This window comes from Planctomycetaceae bacterium, assembly GCA_041398825.1.
GTDB lineage: Bacteria > Planctomycetota > Planctomycetia > Planctomycetales > Planctomycetaceae > F1-80-MAGs062.
This window is the reverse complement of the sequence record JAWKTX010000003.1, coordinates 82,311-98,135: the sequence shown is the minus strand read 5'-3', so window position 1 is coordinate 98,135 and position 15,825 is coordinate 82,311. Positions and strand designations below refer to the sequence as shown.

The following is a 15,825-nucleotide window of genomic DNA, read 5'->3' as shown; positions in this document are numbered from 1 at the left end:
CGGAGAGTGTCGAGCAAGGCTGTGTCTCGGGGCCTTGAGTTTGCCTTCGAAAACGATGGCTCGTGGAAACCTGGTGGATACGACGGTAACGCCTTATTACCACTGCATTTCTCGCTGTGGTCGGCAGGCGTTTCTTCGTGGTGAGGGGGCCTCAAGATCGGAAGCAGTGGATGTGGATATAGAACCGGCTGAAGGAATTGGCTTCGATTTTTGCTGTCGAAGTTTGTGCTTACGCGGTGCTCGATAATCAGTTGCACGTTGTTCTGCGGCTGAATGATGCGTCGACCGCTGGCTGGACGAAGAGACTCTGCGTCGTTGGGGGAAGTTGTTTCCTCCGCGAGGCAAGGACCCTCAGCCGCTGGAAGTCACGAATGCCCAGGTTGTAGATCGCCTGAAGGATGCAAAATGGATCGCGGAATGTCGCGAGCGTCTGAACGATCTGGGGTGAACGCTAAAGGATGGATCGCGGGTATGCGAAGTTTGAACTGTTAAACCGAATCGTGAATACAGGCAGCAGCTATGTATGCCGCATTCGGGACAACAGCGTCTTCACCATGCTTGAAGAGAAAGCTCCGTCGGAAGCTGATCGACCGGCTCGTGTGCTGTCGGAACAGATGATTTCGCTCGGGAGCGACAACGCCAATGGCAGGCCCGACACCCCAGTGCGTCTTATTGTTATCAATGCGAAGCCGCATGAGTCGAAAGGGCGTCCGGGAACGGGACCACCGGTCAGACCTGCGACGGCTTCCTTCTCTGACTCCTTGCAGACCTGTCACCTATGGTTGCCTTATTCTTTTTTTTGTTTCTTTTGATTCTTTTCTCTACGGATCGGTGTGTTTCGCTCCCTGGGATGCACGATGCGACTTCTCAGTTTGTAATGTTCTCTCGAATTCTCATTTGTATCGAAAAACACCGACACTTCGGGGGCTGAGCGCCATTGAGTGTACAGGGTCCTTCTTGAGCGGATCGGGCCCGGACGTGGATGCTGCCGTATCAATCTGTGGCGAGCGTCCAGCAATCCAGTCTTTGTCTGGATGGTTTGTGCTTCTGCCTTCAGATGAAGTTTGCACGGAACTCCGTGGTCGTTTCCGCCTGAACGTGAGACGACCCAGTACACCACAAACTGTTGCGTCCCTGACTGCATATGGAAAGCAGTTGGGGACCACCAGCTGCCAGTAAGAAAGTCTGTGTCGTAGAATGAGTGAGTCAGATTTACCCCAGAACCCGGAATCAGCCTCGAACCGACGTCCGACAGGAGAATTTCCTGTTTTCTCTTTCCGGAGTGTTTCCGCGGTTATTTTCATGTTAATTCTGATAACCGGCATCTGGCGAATGATGCATTCAGTTGTAGCGCCGACCGTTCCCGAGCCTGCAGACGCTGAAACTGGTATTTCGCGAGTCTCGCAGCCAGGTTCGGTCGGAGTCAAAGAATCTGCGGAGCCTGTCGACGGACACAGCCGAATGGTGGCAATGTTGAAATCCGTCAGAACTCGCAAGGTTTACGAGCATCTGTTCTTTGGTGCCCCATCCGTCGAATCGGAAGAGGCTGTCTTATCGACGACTCGGCCAAGTCCCCAGTCCAGGTTTATGGGACTCATTCGCGTTGCTAACCGTCGATTGTGGCTCGGAGACACTCGCAAAGCTTTGAAGCATCTGAGTCAGGCTTTGCCGATTTGTGAAGCCGGGGGCTCCGCTGTACCACAGCAGATTCGCAGTCGGCTTTACCGCTTTCTGGGACTTTCATGGCTGCGACTCGGGGAAAATGAAAACTGTGTCAACTGCAATAACGGCGAAAGCTGTCTGGCTCCCATCTCGGATTCGGGGATTCATACAAACCGCGAAGGATCCGAACAGGCCATTGTCTTCCTGATGAAGACGCTGTCAGTCGCACCGGAAGATCTGACAGCTCGCTGGTTGCTGAACATCGCGAACATGACACTGGGTCAGTATCCGGAAGGTGTGCCCGAACAATACCGGATTGATACGAAACATTTTGATTCCGAAACTGAGTTCCCACGATTTCCAAACATCGCAGGAAGGCTGGGGCTGAACACCTTGTCTTGCGCGGGGGGCTGCGTCGTTGATGATTTTGATGCCGACGGAGATCTGGATGTCATCACATCGTCCTGGGGAGAAGGCGATGAACTGCAGTACTTTCGCAACGATAAAGGAAAGTTCATTGATGACTCGGCTCGAGCGAACTTTGCCGGAATTTTTGGCGGGCTGAATCTGCTGCAGGCGGATTACGATAACGATGGAGATCTTGACGTTCTTGTGCTGAGGGGGGCGTGGCTTGGCAAAGTCGGCACAATTCCCAATTCGCTGCTGCGCAACGATGGCACAGGGAAGTTCACCGATGTGACCTTCGACTGCGGCCTTGCCGAAAATTCATTCCCAACGCAAACTGCCGTGTGGCTGGATTTTGACAACGACGGAGACCTTGACCTTTTCGTTGGGAACGAGGAATTTCCCTGTCAGCTGTTCGAAAACATCAACGGAGAAAGTTTTCGTGACGTCGCTGCGCAGTCAGGCGTGGAGAATCTGCGATTTACCAAGGGGGTCACTGCAGGAGATTACAACGACGACGGATACCCGGATATCTACGTTTCAAATTTGCAGGGCGAGAATCGTCTGTACAAAAACAATAAAGACGGCAGTTTTGTCGATGTCGCACCTGAATTGAACATCACAGATCCGATTGACGGTTTTCCCGTCTGGTTCTGGGATTACAACCAGGACGGTGTCCTTGATATCTTCGCTTCCGGTTACTCACTGGATCTGGACTGCCTTGGTTACGAGTACTTCGGCGTCCCTTCGCCGCAACAGTTTCACTTCCTGTATGAAGGGGACGGCCATGGAGGATTCCACGAGGTTGCTGACGCTCGGCATTTGAACAGTCACCTGCCTCCAATGGGGGCGAATTTTGGAGATCTGGACAATGATGGGTATCCGGATTTGTATCTTGGCACAGGAACTCCACAGTACGAAGCGTTAATGCCAAATGTCATGTATCGAAATCAGCAAGGCCAACGCTTCTTCGATGTGACAACGGCGGGACGCATGGGGCATCTGCAAAAAGGCCACGGCATCGCATTCGCGGACTTCGATGAGGACGGCGATCAGGACGTCTTCAGCGAAATGGGAGGTGCGTATCCTGGCGACCAGGCAGTCAACTGTGTGTACGAAAATCCGGGGTTCGGCAATCACTGGCTAACCCTGCGGCTGATCGGAAAGACGTCCAACCGATCTGCCATCGGCGCCAAAGTCAGTGTCACTGTCAGTGATGGTGACACTGTCAGAACCGTCTATACATGGGTCGGAAGTGGAGGCAGTTTTGGGGCCAATCCATTACGCTGCGAAATTGGATTGGGGCATGCGGATCAAATCAAACAGATCGTGATCGACTGGCCAACCAGCGGAACTACCCAGACTTTTCGAGATGTTTCGATGGATCAATCAATCGAAATCGAAGAGGGCAGCGAGCAAATCCGTCCGACCAAACACGAATCGTAAAGCTAACCAAGGAATCGCTACTAAAGCGTCGCAGAGGCAGTCGTCAGAAAGAGAGGTCGATTACCTGAAATGAATTCTGCGAGCGCCCGCAGGCCGGCAGAAGCATCTGGTGTCGGCACTTCGAATTGTTGCAGAATGCTGTGTCTCCCTGCTCATTGCTCAAAGCCAGTCCCTTTGATCTACAACCGCTCCGTGCTGCTTCGAGCCGTCGGTTTCAGGCTGGACTACTGCCAGTCCTGACCTTCCTGAACCGTGTTCGCCCACAGCGGATTCCGCTCCACATAGAGCCTCATGATCCGAGCTCGAGAATCGCCCTCTCCGCTTTCAAGGAGAGAGCAGTGGCGAGAGGGTGGCTGGCTGAGAACCAGCCCGCTTAGACGCCCCCTTATCCGTCCATCAGCAGCCTTCTCCCCCGGATCTGAGGGAGAAGGAACGAGTGACTCAGTTCCTGCTGAGTATTTATGTACCGGGCGTCTTGGAATGCGCGTGCTGTGGGAAGTCGAAGGTCAACACGAGCGGTTCCGAACCAGTGTTCTCGATTTCCACGCCGCCGCTGTTCAGAGCCGCCTGGGTGATGAATCCAATTTCGGGATAGAGTTCACCGAGCTTCATGTCCTGGTGATATCGCACTGCGAGCTTTCCAACGCGACCACTTCCTCCGTTCGTGTGAAACAGCGCGGGACTTTCCGGCTTGAAATTCGTTTTGCCACCAGGCTGCACGGTGAGTCGGAGAATCGAGCACTTCTGATCGCCGAGGAAGTCGCCGTAAACGATCCACTTCGCGTCTACTCCTTCGCCTGCGAATTCTTCCGCGTTGATTGCGGGTCGTGAATTCTTCAGGACAAAGTCCGGATCCTGATTCGCTGCGAAGTCGAATTTTTCAACCAGGTACTCCCAGTCTTCGTGCCTGGCCTTCGGATAGTCCTGTTCCCGACAGGCATAAAACGCGTCCGCCGCACCGATACGCCCATCAAGCGTCAGATCCTCGGCCAGGAAGTGCTCATCCATTGTGACGTGCAGCTCGTGTGTACAAAGATTCGTCGGCGAGTGCAGCACTCCATTGGGCATCACGAAGCCGTTATCAATATGCATCATTGTGTGCGGCGACAGATGCCGAACCCCGTTGTACTCGCCCTTTCCGAAACGCTTCATACAGGCCAGAAACTGGTCCTTCGATACGAACGGGTACAGACCCATCGCCGTCGTGTGATAATGCGACGGGCTGACTCCGGGATTGTCAAAAGAGTTGATGTCGTAGACTTCCCACTTTGACCAGTGAAGGTGATGCGGGATCGGATTCAGATTGTCGAACTTCTTTGAGACGATTGGCCATGTCGGATCGCCGTACAGCGATTTTGAAAAGGCTGTGATTTTCTCGCCCATGACTGCTTCCGGGTTGGCAACGATCAAATCCTGCAGCGAGATGGTCTGGCCATTCGGCGTAAGGACGTGCGCTTCCCCTTCGCGGAAAGGCGCCTTATTCGTGCGCGTATCGATGACACCCGTAACGATGGGAACGGTGCAGCACATCCAGATTTCATCAAGCCCCGTACCGTTCATGTAGTCCGGATAGTACGACTGTGCATCAAGCCGAAGCCGTTTACCCGGCGTACAAAAGGTCCGCCCGGCATAACGATGCAGTAGTTGCAACACGCCGCCGTGTTGATTCAGGCAGTCATCGAGAACCGATGCCGATCCTCCGCCCGCTCCATCGATCACATCTTGTTGAGGGTACTCGTGCAGTTTATCCGCGAGAATTGACGATGAATCAGCCAAGGTACTTCACCTTAAGAAGTCTAAAGAAGCGTATCAGTTCGAAAGAATATTCGGAGAACCACTAAAGGGCCATCGCAGCCGTTTTTTTCTGCCAGTCAGTATCTCTAAATGGAGTGCCTCGAGCAAGGCTGTATGTTCCCGACTGTTTTGTTGTGGCTTGCAAAGTGAATAGACAAATCTCCGCCCCCGAATGGTCTTCAGAATCAAGACGACGATTTGCCTGACTTTGCGATAGGTGACCCAGCCTGCATCGCTCGATGTGCGACTGCGGCTTGATGAAACCGGCGCGGAGTATATGAGTGCCGGTGAGGCCGGTGTAATTGGCGAGTTTGGTGTTCCGGATGACTTCTACAAGGCTGATCGTGTTCGTCGCTTCATTTTCGATAGGCCCTTTTTCATTGCTATGAAAGAACCGGATGCTACTGACCCCTGGTTCGTCGCATGGATTGCGAACACAGCATTGATGGAAGACTTCGACAAACCCTGAAACGCCAAAGGGGAAATAGTACCAGTTGGATAAACTGGAATGTCCGCTCAGGTTTCCGTCTTTGGTCTCCCTCTTTGGCCTTCCCTCCGGGTAAGAATTGCTTTCGAGGCCCAGGCGTGCGGCACTGGTTTTTGTCCACAGATCGCCTGCAAATGGAAGTCCTCTCTTAACTTAACAGCCGGTTGAAGAACGGGACTGGCTCGACCAGGAGACGTTAAAACACGATGGTTTTCAGTCGTCCTGCGTGTCCCGGATTCTCAACGGACAGCTAACACTGTTGCGGCTGGCTTCCAAATCAGCATCGGGCTCAACCTTGTTGCCCCATGAACCCAAGTTGTGAGGAAGAGGCGGACCAGCCAGGTTCGCAACGCACCGACACGGGCCCGACGATTAATGGCGAACATGTACGGAATGCAGTGTCTTCCTGATCACCGTTGGCCGCCTGGATGGACTCAGTCTTAGTTGACGATTGCGTACGGGCTCGGATTTGATTTGAGACCAACGGTGTTCACCGTAATCACGCGGTAGACGTGTTGTTGACCGGCCGCCGCTGACTTATCGGTAAATTGCATGGGCACCAGAGGTTGTGTCGGCGTGTCGCTGTATTGAAGGTTTTGGAAGATGGGGCGACCGTACGGATTCTTCGCTGCCTCGGGAACTTTTGCGATGATCTGTCCGTCGCGTTCGATGAGGAAGTGTGCGACGCCACTTTCGAGATCAGCTTCCGCTGTCCACGTCAGTGTGTTTCCTAACAGCATGACAGAGGTTGGTTCCGTTGGCGGTGTGGTGTCATCAATATTGGTGTCCTTCACGTACTGCATCCACAGTTTTGCGACGGCTGCATTCGGCAACCACGCGGCCTTCATGGGATCGCCCTGATACGTCGCGATCGGTACCGCATCGAATCCGGCGGCCGGCGCGAGCCATACGTCATTTGTGGGCATGGGACGAAGTGTCTCTCCGCTGGCCTCTGGCAAACGGCTCGTCAGGCAACTGTCAAGCCACAGAATGGCCATGTATCTTTGATTTCCGCATTCATGCGCCGTACGCGGATCGACTGCGACGCTGATAAGTCCGCCTTTGCTGCGAACCTTGTAGAAGAATTCTTCGTTCGCTGGCCAGACTCCTGCGAACCGGCCATCTTTGACGGTGACGCCTTCCTGAGTCCCCGGATTGCACATCATAGGCACTGACAACGCCGCATCCGGAAGTTGATGAGCTTTAATGGTGGTTCGCTCAGGATTCGGTTGCAGAAGCGGAACACCTGATCGCAACCACGCCGCCGCCACTCGTTCCGGGTGCAGCAAGACCATTCCGCCAGCCCAGTGTCCGCCGCCGCTGTGTCCCCAAAGAGCCCACGGCACCAAAGCCAGTTCAGGATGTCCTGACTTCTCTCCAAGATCAACGAGGCACCTCTGAAATGCGAGGTCTGATCCATTTCGAGGATCGCACCACATCTGACAGTCCGCCTTGTCGGGCTGCTCGTATGAAGGAGACAACAACGCGCATTTATGTTTCTTCGCCAGCGCTTGCCAATGCAGGTCGTAGGCGCCGGTGAGTCCCGACTTGCACGATCCTTCTCCGCAGCCATGCTGATGAACAATGACGCCGCGAAGCAACTTTACGCCTTCGGGGATCCAGATCGTGTAGTTGACTGGATAGATGAGTTCGCCGGGGTTCGACGAACCATCGTAACGAACTCGATAGTACGGCGGATCGGCCGATGGGAAGACATCATAAGGAGACTTCTGTGCAAACGTCTCCATCGAAGTCACGAGGAGTAACAACAGGACCCCGAAGAAAAATGACGGCCTCATTGAACGCATCAAATCCACCCCTCTTGAAGGCAACCTTCTGGAACAGCATCACCGGGAGAAGTCCTGCTGGGCAGACACAGGCTGCTTCGTTATCTCCAGAGAGCAAATTGCACGGCGATTCGATCTTTGTCGCGGCCGCCGGGATCGAAGCTGGAGGATTTGAAGCAAACGCTGGGCTCTCCACTGCAGGACATTCAACTCACCTAAGGTTCGAGGACAACCAGGAGATCCCCTGTTTGAACCTGAGTCCCGGGCTTAACAAAGATTTCTTTCACCTTGCCATCCAGATCCGCATTGATGGCTGTTTCCATTTTCATTGCTTCCAGACTCAGAAGCTTTTGCCCTTTGCGAATGACTTCGCCAACGCCGACGTTCACATTAACGACCATGCCAGGCATGTTTGCTCCGACGTGGCACGGATTAGCGGCATCTGCTTTGGCCGCGGCAGTGCCCGTTGTTTCGACAGACGTATCTGTCACAGTGATTTCACGGGGCTGGCCATTCAGTTCGAAGAAGACTGTTCTTGTCCCGTCCACATGGGGTTCACTGACGGTCAGGAACCTGATGATGAGCGTCTTTCCGGATTCGATATCGACAGCAATCTCTTCCCCCGGCTCTAATCCTGTGAAGAAATGGGGAGTTGGTAGAATGCTGAGATCGCCGTACATTGTCTGCTGTTTGGCAAAATCTTCGAAAACGCGTTCATACAACAGCCACGAGACAACTTCCCTGTCCAGAGGATCACGATTCAGAATGGCCCTGACCTTCTCTCGAGCCGTTCCAAAGTCTGCCGGAGGAAGTGTTTCGCCTGGCCGTCCTGTGAATTCATCCTTACCCAGCAATACGCGGTGCTTGACCTCAGCAGGAAACCCACCGGGTGGCTGTCCCATACCACCGCCAATCAGATCGATAACGCTGGCCGGGAAAGCGATATCCCGATCAGAATTGAGCACATCCTCGTTTGTCAGACCGTTGGCCACCATGAACAAAGCCATGTCACCAACGGCTTTGCTTGTCGGTGTGACCTTGACAATATCGCCGAACAACTGGTTGACGCCTGCGTAGATTCTGCAGACTTCGGCCCATCGATCTGCGAGTCCCAAAGCCCGCGCCTGTTCGAACAGATTTGTATATTGCCCGCCTGGCATTTCGTGGTGATACAAATCGGCCGTCGCTGGCAGTGTGACGCTTTCAAACGGTGTGTAGAATTCCCGCGTCGCTCGCCAGTATTCTGCAATCGAATCGAGCGAATCTGAATTCAGACCCGTATCCCGATCACCGTATCGCAGCATTTCCACAAGCGTATTCAGATTTGGTTGAGATGTCCCTCCGGACATCGGCGCCATGGCTGCATCTGCGATATCAAGATCGACACGACTGCCTTCGAGGATGGACGCGGCCTGAATTCCGGCTGTATCGTGCGTGTGGAAATGAATTGGAATACCGATTTCCTGACGCAGTGCCTTGATGAGCTGACTTGCAGCCGCTGGTTTGCATAGTCCGGCCATATCCTTAATCGCCAGGATATGGGCGCCCATGTTTTCGAGTTGTTTTGCCAGATCCACGTAGTATTTCAAGGAATATTTTGTTCGTCCGGGGTTCGTGATGTCTCCGGTGTAGCAAATCGAAGCTTCACAAATTGCGCCGGTATCGATGACCGCGTCCATCGCGACTTTCATGTTCGGAATCCAGTTGAGCGCGTCAAAGACGCGGAACACATCGATCCCGGCATCGGCTGCTTCCTTCACAAAAGCACGAACGATATTGTCCGGATAATTTGTATAGCCCACCGCATTTGATGCCCTCAGCAGCATCTGAAACAGGATGTTGGGAATTCGTTCCCGCATCTGAACGAGACGCTGCCACGGACATTCGCGAAGAAACCGCATCGTCGTATCGAATGTGGCTCCGCCCCACATTTCGAGGCTGAACAGGTCCGAACAGTTGTGTGCGTAGCAGTCAGCGATTTCCAGGAGGTCGTAGGTTCTCATCCGTGTGGCGAGCAGCGACTGATGAGCGTCTCGAAACGTTGTGTCTGTAATCAAGAGTCGTTTTTGATCACGGACCCAGTCGGCGAATTTTCTGGCACCCAGTTTCTGAAGTTGCTGTCTTGTTCCATCAGGGTGTGACACACCAAGCGGAACAGCAGGCACGACCGCCGGACTACGTCGCAATGGCTTTGGCCGACCTTTGACAAGACTGTTGCCGTTGACAATGGTTTCAGCGAGATAGCTCAGCAGACGCGTTGCTCGATTTCGGCGATGATCAAACTCAAATAATTCGGGAGTTTCATCAATGAATCTTGTTGTGCACTCGCTCTTCACGAACGTGGGATGTGACATCACCTTTGTCAGGAACGGAATATTTGTTTTCACTCCGCGAACCCTGAACTCGCGCAATGTGCGTTCCATTCGGTGGATGGCATCGCTGAACCTGCGGCCTCGCGTTGTCACTTTCGTGAGCAACGAATCGTAGAATGGGTTCACAACAGCACCAGAGAACGCACTGCCGGCATCCAGCCGAACTCCCATGCCACCGGCGGACCGATAGTGGGTGACGCGACCATAATCCGGCATGAAGTTGTTTGCGGGGTCTTCCGTAGTCACACGGCATTGGATAGCAAACCCGTTGACCTTCACGTCCTCCTGCTTCCCAAGACTGATCTCCGGTTCAGACAGTTTCTTGCCCTGCGCGATCAGAATCTGTGCTTTGACGATATCAATATTGGTGATCTCTTCCGTAACCGTGTGTTCCACCTGAATACGAGGATTCACCTCGATGAAGTAGAAAGCTTCGGCATCGACATCAACCAGAAACTCCACCGTTCCAGCGCAGGAGTAGTTCACCTGTTTGCCAATTTTGATGGCAGCGTCGAGAATTTCCTGCTGCAATTTGGACGACAGATTCGGTGCCGGAGCCAGCTCAACAACCTTCTGGTGGCGTCTTTGTACGGAACAGTCACGTTCGAACAAATGAATCAGGTTTCCATGTTCATCCCCCAGCAGCTGCACCTCAATATGCTTCGCGCGAGAAATGAATTTTTCGATAAACACGTCGGCACAGCCGAAGGCGGTCAGGGCTTCACTTCTGGCTGACTCAAAAGCCGCATCGAATTCGTCGGCGGTCTTAACGGCCCGCATCCCCCGCCCTCCACCGCCTTTCGCCGCTTTAATCATCACCGGAAATCCGATTTCCCGGGCTAGTTTTCTGGCGTCCGAAAGCGACTCAATGGATTGCTCAGTTCCGCCGAGCACAGGAACACCTGCCTTCACCGCGATCTCTCTGGCAGCTGTCTTGTCCCCAAGCGACTCCAGACATTCAATGGATGGACCGACAAACTTGATTCCGGCAGCTTCGCAGGCCCTGGCCAGTTCCGGGCGTTCCGAAAGAAATCCGTAGCCGGGGTGAATGGCATCTGCCCCGACTTCTTTTGCCAGACTGACGATGGAATCGATATCCAGATACGCTCGAATTGGCTCACCGGGCTTACCAATCTTGTAGGCTTCGTCTGCTTTGAAGCGATGCAGCGCGTATCGGTCTTCGTGCGTGTAGATGGCGACCGTGCGAATTCCAAGTTCGGTGGCACTCCGAAAGATTCGGATCGCGATTTCGGAGCGATTACAGACAAGCAGCTTTTTAAAGACAGGCATGATTCTTACGGTCTTTTATCGGCGATTGAAAAAAGGAGCCCGGCAAACCGGGCCAGTCGGCCCAGGCCCCGCAAACAGCAAGCCAGGTTATGCGGCAGTTGTGGCAGTATACACGGTTCGTGTGCCGTCAGAAGTCAAGAAGGGCCTGTTCCGGAGTTCGAACAGAAGTCGCCCCGTGCAATGTAAAGGAGGCTGCAAAAACGGAAATATCGCTCAGCCTTTGGAGTTCTCGTGGCCGCCTGGTATGCTGCCACTGTGAAAACACACACTTAACTGATTCAATCTCACGCGATGACAAATTCTTCCTCAATTCCATCGCTCCCACAGGCCCGCAACCTGTTGCGAAAGGCTGGTCTGCGCGCGACGCCCTGTCGCGTTGCGGTGGTGCAGTACCTTTCCGGAATTCTTTCTCCCGCAAGCCATCAGGAGGCCTGTCAGGAATTGGAAGAACGGGGATTTGATAAATCCACCATTTTCCGAACACTGAATGACCTGTCCGATTCCGGCCTGGCCCGACGTATGGAACTGGGGGATCACGTCTGGCGGTACGAATTGATCGAAACAAGCTCCGGGATCGCCAGCGATGCTGCTGTCCACCCGCATCTCCTGTGTACCGATTGCGGCAGTATTACGTGCCTGTCCCATGATGAAGTGCAGATTTCCATTGTCGCTCGGATTGGAGACATCAAGGAAGTCCTTCTGAAAGGACACTGCTCACAGTGCCGTTCAGACCGCAGTTAAGGACGGAGCCTGGTGAAGTCATTGCTCCGGAATCACATCAATTGATCTCTCAAAACACTCTGATGGTCTATCTATGCCGATCTACGTTTACCAGTATCTGAATGATGACGGGACAGCCGGAGAAACCTTTGAGTACCTCCAGAGCATCCGTGATGACGCCCTGATCGTTCATCCCGAGAACGGACGTCCTGTGCGCCGGGTCATCACGGCTGCCGGCATCAATTGCAAGTCATCGTCAGGGAAGATCGAGGCGGACCTCAGCGATAAGAACCTGGATCGACTGGGATTCACCAAATACGTTAAATCCAAAGATGGCTACAAAAAGGCCGTCGGTTCCGGTCCGGAACGCCTGACACCGGGACAGGATTAACGCCGGGACAGGTTCGGCGGCCCTGGCGCGGCTGCATCGGCGTCGCGCATCGGGTCGCGCGGTTGACAGCGTCATTTCTCACGAAGTCATTTGTCACGAATCTGAAATAGTCGCCGAATGGCGTGCAACAGTCCGTCCGGGGTACCAGCGCGGGCTTCATCTTTGAGCGCTTCCAGCGGGGGATGAAGCAGCTTGTTGACAATGCGTTGAATGGTGGCCTCAATCGCGACTCGCTGATCGGCATTCAGATCCGGCAGCTTTCGATAAAGGCGATCCAGCTCACCCCGGCTGATATCGGTCCAGTGTTCACGGAGCCTGTGGATGACCGGGCCTGTCGCTCGGTGATAGATTTCCTGCATGAAACGGTCGGTCTGCTCCGCGATGATTTCACGGGCACGCTGGACTTCGGCCTCTCGCAATGACCGGTTCTTTTGACACGTTTCTTCGAGCGCATCGATATCGTAAAGGAAAACGTTGTCGTCAAGCTCTGCAATCCCGGGATCGAAGTCGCGAGGCGCGGCAAGGTCCAGGATGAACACGGGATGTCGGCGAGATTTAGCTCTGACCGCGGCAAATCTCTCGCGAGTGATCAGTGTCTGTGCTGCACCCGTTGTGCTGACGATCACATCAGCTTTCGCAAGCCATTCGTCAAGTTCATCGAAATCATATACATCGCCTCCGAAAGCCGCTGCCAGCTTATCTGCTCGGTCCCGGCTTCGGTTAATCACAACAATTTTCTGCACACCTTCGCTCTTGAGATACTGCAAAGTCTCCTCAGCCATTTCCCCCGCGCCGATGACGAGCACCGTCTTGTTGTCGAAACGGCTGAAAATGTTGCGGCCGAATTCACCAACAGCGACGCTGGCAATAGAAACCCGGCCTTCTGCCAAACGTGTCTCAGTACGAACTCGTCCGGAAACATTCAGGGCCTGCTGAAACAACACATTGGTCAGTGGACCACAGGCATCGTTTTCCTGCGCGACCCGGTATGCTTCCTTGACCTGATTCACAATCTGTGGCTCACCGAGAACCATGCTATCGATGCTGCAGGTCACTTCAAAGAGGTGAGAAACGGCGCTCGTGCCGTGCTGTGCCAGCACTGACTGGACAAACTCATCGGTGGGGACGTTATGGAACTCCGAAATAAAGCGAGTAATATCGTCAAAAGAAACGCCCTCATCATCGTCCTCATCGGCCGCATAAATCTCAACACGATTACATGTCGACAGAACGACGAGTTCTGAATTCGGGTAGCGTCCCTTCCAGTTGGCGTAAGCCCGGATCAGTTGCGATTCATTCGAAAATGCAAGCTTTTCTCGAATGTTGACCCCGGCATTGTGGTGATTGCAGCTCACGACCAGCACATTCATTGCTGATCTCCTGCATTTCGTTCCGGCAGCCCATTCCCGGGCAAAGACGATTCCGTGGCGATGTTGCCCTGCGATTGAGCACTGCCATTACTTTCCCTTTCGGCATTCTGCCCATGGAAAGTTTTCATTGCCCCTGTTTCGGCGAGCAGCATTGGGCCAAGGATCGTAAGAAGCAAAAAACCTCCGCTGATCAGTGAGAGCTGGGCGATTGATTTTCCGCTGTGGTGTTCGCTGTTCAGCAGACGAAGCAGCATCAGCACCATTGCGATCCACATCACCACGGTTGTTACAATTGTCGGGTCGGTCCAGGGAATCCGGATTGTTGTGTCGTTGCGGTTGGACATGGCCAGCAAAACGAAACCTGTCAGCAGACCAGCCGTCAGACACGGAGCCGAAAAGATGACCATCCACCGATTAATTGCCGAAAGGCTTTCCAGGCTTGGCAGCTGAAAACGACTCAACCACGGACTTCGGTTTCTGAGCTTTTGATGGTTCAGGAGGTACATGATGGCCGTCACTGTGGATCCGAGAACGGCCGCCATTCCCAGAACCAGAGACGCTGCGTGCAACATTCCCCAGCGTCGAATCGCAACTTCGTGCACCTGTGACGTTGCAGTATCGCTGACAAACACCGCCACGATCACCAGAAGCAGCACAGCCGGCAGCATGAACAGTCCGTGGCTCAGAGTGTCATGTGTTGTCAGCAAAACCAGATAGAGCGCGACTCCCAGCCACGCAAGCACAAGAAGCCAGTCCTGACCGCTGGTCATCAGCGGAGGCAGCCCGGCAGTCCGGCTTCGTGCAACCAGATAGGAGGTGTGGGCAATTAGACCAGCCACGGTAAAAGAAAGAACGGTGACACGCATCCATCGCGTGCGTCCACGGAACAGCTGCGAGATTTCACCAATCAGGGAAACCAGATAGCTGAGAAGGAAACAGGAGATATGAACTTTTGCGAGGAATTCCACCGCGCACCATCCTCGGGGGATTGCCCCCTGCTTTGAAACCGCGGCATCGGCCTCGGTGTTGACTGTTCTTACGACATTCCCGGAACATCCACAAATTCACATCCGGAGCACTAAGTTCGGCGCAGGTTGACGAAATCACGGACTTGCTGTGTCATTGCGATCTCCGTTGGTAGTCTTTCCATGGAACTCGCTCCGTAAAAGCCGTCAACTGATTTTACTCGATCCATGATGAATTGCGCGTCCTTTGGCATGGCTATCGGCCCGCCATGGCAAAGGACAAGTACGTCTGGCCTTACTTTGCGAGCTGCGCTGGCTATCACGGCCACGCGTTCCGCGGATTCCTCCAGCGTCAGGGCGGTCGAAGCACCAATTGTGCCGCTGGTCGTTAATCCCATGTGAGCAACGATGATGTCCGCGCCTGCACGCGTCAGTTCTTCGGCCTCCGATTCGTTAAACGCGTAAGGGGTAGTCAGCATGTTCAACTGGCTGGCAGCAGCAATCAATTCGATTTCCAGACCGAAGCCCATGCCGGTTTCTTCCAGATTGGCCCTGAAGACGCCATCAATCAGCCCCACCGTCGGAAAATTCTGAATTCCAGCGAAGCCCAGTTCACTAAGTTCTTTCAGAAAGTGATCCCGAATCATGAAAGGATCCGTCCCGCAGACCCCCGCAAGGACGGGTGTGTGACGAACTGCCGTAAGTACTTCATACGCCATTTCGCGAACAATCTGATTGGCGTTTCCGTACGGCATGAGTCCCGACAGCGATCCTCGTCCCGCCATTCGATAGCGGCCCGAGTTGTAGATAACGATGAGATCAATACCGCCAGCTTCTTCGCACTTCGCACTGATGCCCGTTCCGGCACCGCCGCCGATGATTGGCAGTCCTTTTTCTCGCTTTCGTCGGAGACGATTCAGAATTTTGTCACGATTCTCACGCACTGAATTTCGATCCTTTGGGGGAAGGCTTTTCTACCCGAATGCCTGGTAGACAGTTCGAATGGTACATCCGGGGACGATACATCGAATCATTCAAAAAGTTGACCCACTTCCATTTAAATACGCCGCCGACCCTGGCTTTCCCTTCCCTGGGCCAATGGAACACCTATGACGCAAGGGGAGTCACACCAAAAC

Annotated in this window: 11 protein-coding genes; 4 read left to right on the top strand and 7 right to left on the bottom strand. The window is 53.8% G+C overall.

What is annotated here, in order from left to right:
• Positions 1–488: 488 nt before the first annotated feature.
• The gene (locus R3C20_06835) at positions 489–695 is read right to left on the bottom strand and encodes a hypothetical protein (protein MEZ6040202.1); all 207 of its coding nucleotides are present in this window, start codon (positions 693–695) and stop codon (positions 489–491) included.
• Positions 696–1,302: 607 nt separating this feature from the next.
• Between R3C20_06835 and R3C20_06830 the strand changes: the two genes are divergently transcribed.
• Positions 1,303–3,513, top strand: coding sequence for a CRTAC1 family protein (locus tag R3C20_06830; protein ID MEZ6040201.1), 2,211 nt, complete (start codon positions 1,303–1,305; stop codon positions 3,511–3,513).
• Between the two features lie 459 nt (positions 3,514–3,972).
• On the opposite strand, the gene R3C20_06825 is transcribed toward R3C20_06830, so the two are convergent.
• The gene (locus R3C20_06825; GenBank protein MEZ6040200.1) at positions 3,973–5,289 is read right to left on the bottom strand and encodes a hypothetical protein; all 1,317 of its coding nucleotides are present in this window, start codon (positions 5,287–5,289) and stop codon (positions 3,973–3,975) included.
• A 235-nt stretch (positions 5,290–5,524) separates the two neighbouring features.
• On the opposite strand from R3C20_06825, the gene R3C20_06820 reads away from it, so the two are divergent.
• On the top strand, positions 5,525–5,776 hold the full coding sequence (locus R3C20_06820) for a hypothetical protein (GenBank protein MEZ6040199.1): 252 nt from the start codon (positions 5,525–5,527) through the stop codon (positions 5,774–5,776).
• Positions 5,777–6,234: 458 nt separating this feature from the next.
• Here R3C20_06820 and R3C20_06815 read toward each other — a convergent pair whose 3' ends face one another.
• On the bottom strand, positions 6,235–7,602 hold the full coding sequence (locus tag R3C20_06815) for a hypothetical protein (protein MEZ6040198.1): 1,368 nt from the start codon (positions 7,600–7,602) through the stop codon (positions 6,235–6,237).
• 194 nt (positions 7,603–7,796) lie between these two features.
• Positions 7,797–11,243 carry a pyruvate carboxylase gene (locus tag R3C20_06810; GenBank protein ID MEZ6040197.1) on the bottom strand — a complete coding sequence of 1,149 codons (3,447 nt, stop codon included), beginning with the start codon at positions 11,241–11,243 and terminating at the stop codon, positions 7,797–7,799.
• Between the two features lie 291 nt (positions 11,244–11,534).
• Here R3C20_06810 and R3C20_06805 point away from each other — a divergent pair, with 291 nt between their 5' ends.
• Both R3C20_06805 and R3C20_06800 read left to right on the top strand, forming a co-directional pair.
• On the top strand, positions 11,535–11,984 hold the full coding sequence (locus R3C20_06805) for a transcriptional repressor (protein MEZ6040196.1): 450 nt from the start codon (positions 11,535–11,537) through the stop codon (positions 11,982–11,984).
• A gap of 73 nt (positions 11,985–12,057) precedes the next feature.
• Positions 12,058–12,354 (top strand): FmdB family transcriptional regulator, encoded by a 297-nt coding sequence (locus R3C20_06800; protein MEZ6040195.1) that lies wholly within the window; start codon positions 12,058–12,060, stop codon positions 12,352–12,354.
• A gap of 86 nt (positions 12,355–12,440) precedes the next feature.
• Here R3C20_06800 and hemA read toward each other — a convergent pair whose 3' ends face one another.
• The 3 genes from hemA to R3C20_06785 all read right to left on the bottom strand — a co-directional run bounded on the left by hemA (position 12,441) and on the right by R3C20_06785 (position 15,633).
• A complete protein-coding gene (gene hemA / locus R3C20_06795; GenBank protein MEZ6040194.1) occupies positions 12,441–13,724 on the bottom strand; it encodes a glutamyl-tRNA reductase in 1,284 nt (427 codons plus the stop codon).
• On the bottom strand, positions 13,721–14,692 hold the full coding sequence (gene ccsA / locus R3C20_06790) for a cytochrome c biogenesis protein CcsA (GenBank protein MEZ6040193.1): 972 nt from the start codon (positions 14,690–14,692) through the stop codon (positions 13,721–13,723). Before ccsA ends, hemA begins: the two co-directional genes overlap by 4 nt.
• Positions 14,693–14,802: 110 nt before the next feature.
• Positions 14,803–15,633 carry a phosphoenolpyruvate hydrolase family protein gene (locus tag R3C20_06785; GenBank protein ID MEZ6040192.1) on the bottom strand — a complete coding sequence of 277 codons (831 nt, stop codon included), beginning with the start codon at positions 15,631–15,633 and terminating at the stop codon, positions 14,803–14,805.
• Positions 15,634–15,825 lie beyond the last annotated feature (192 nt).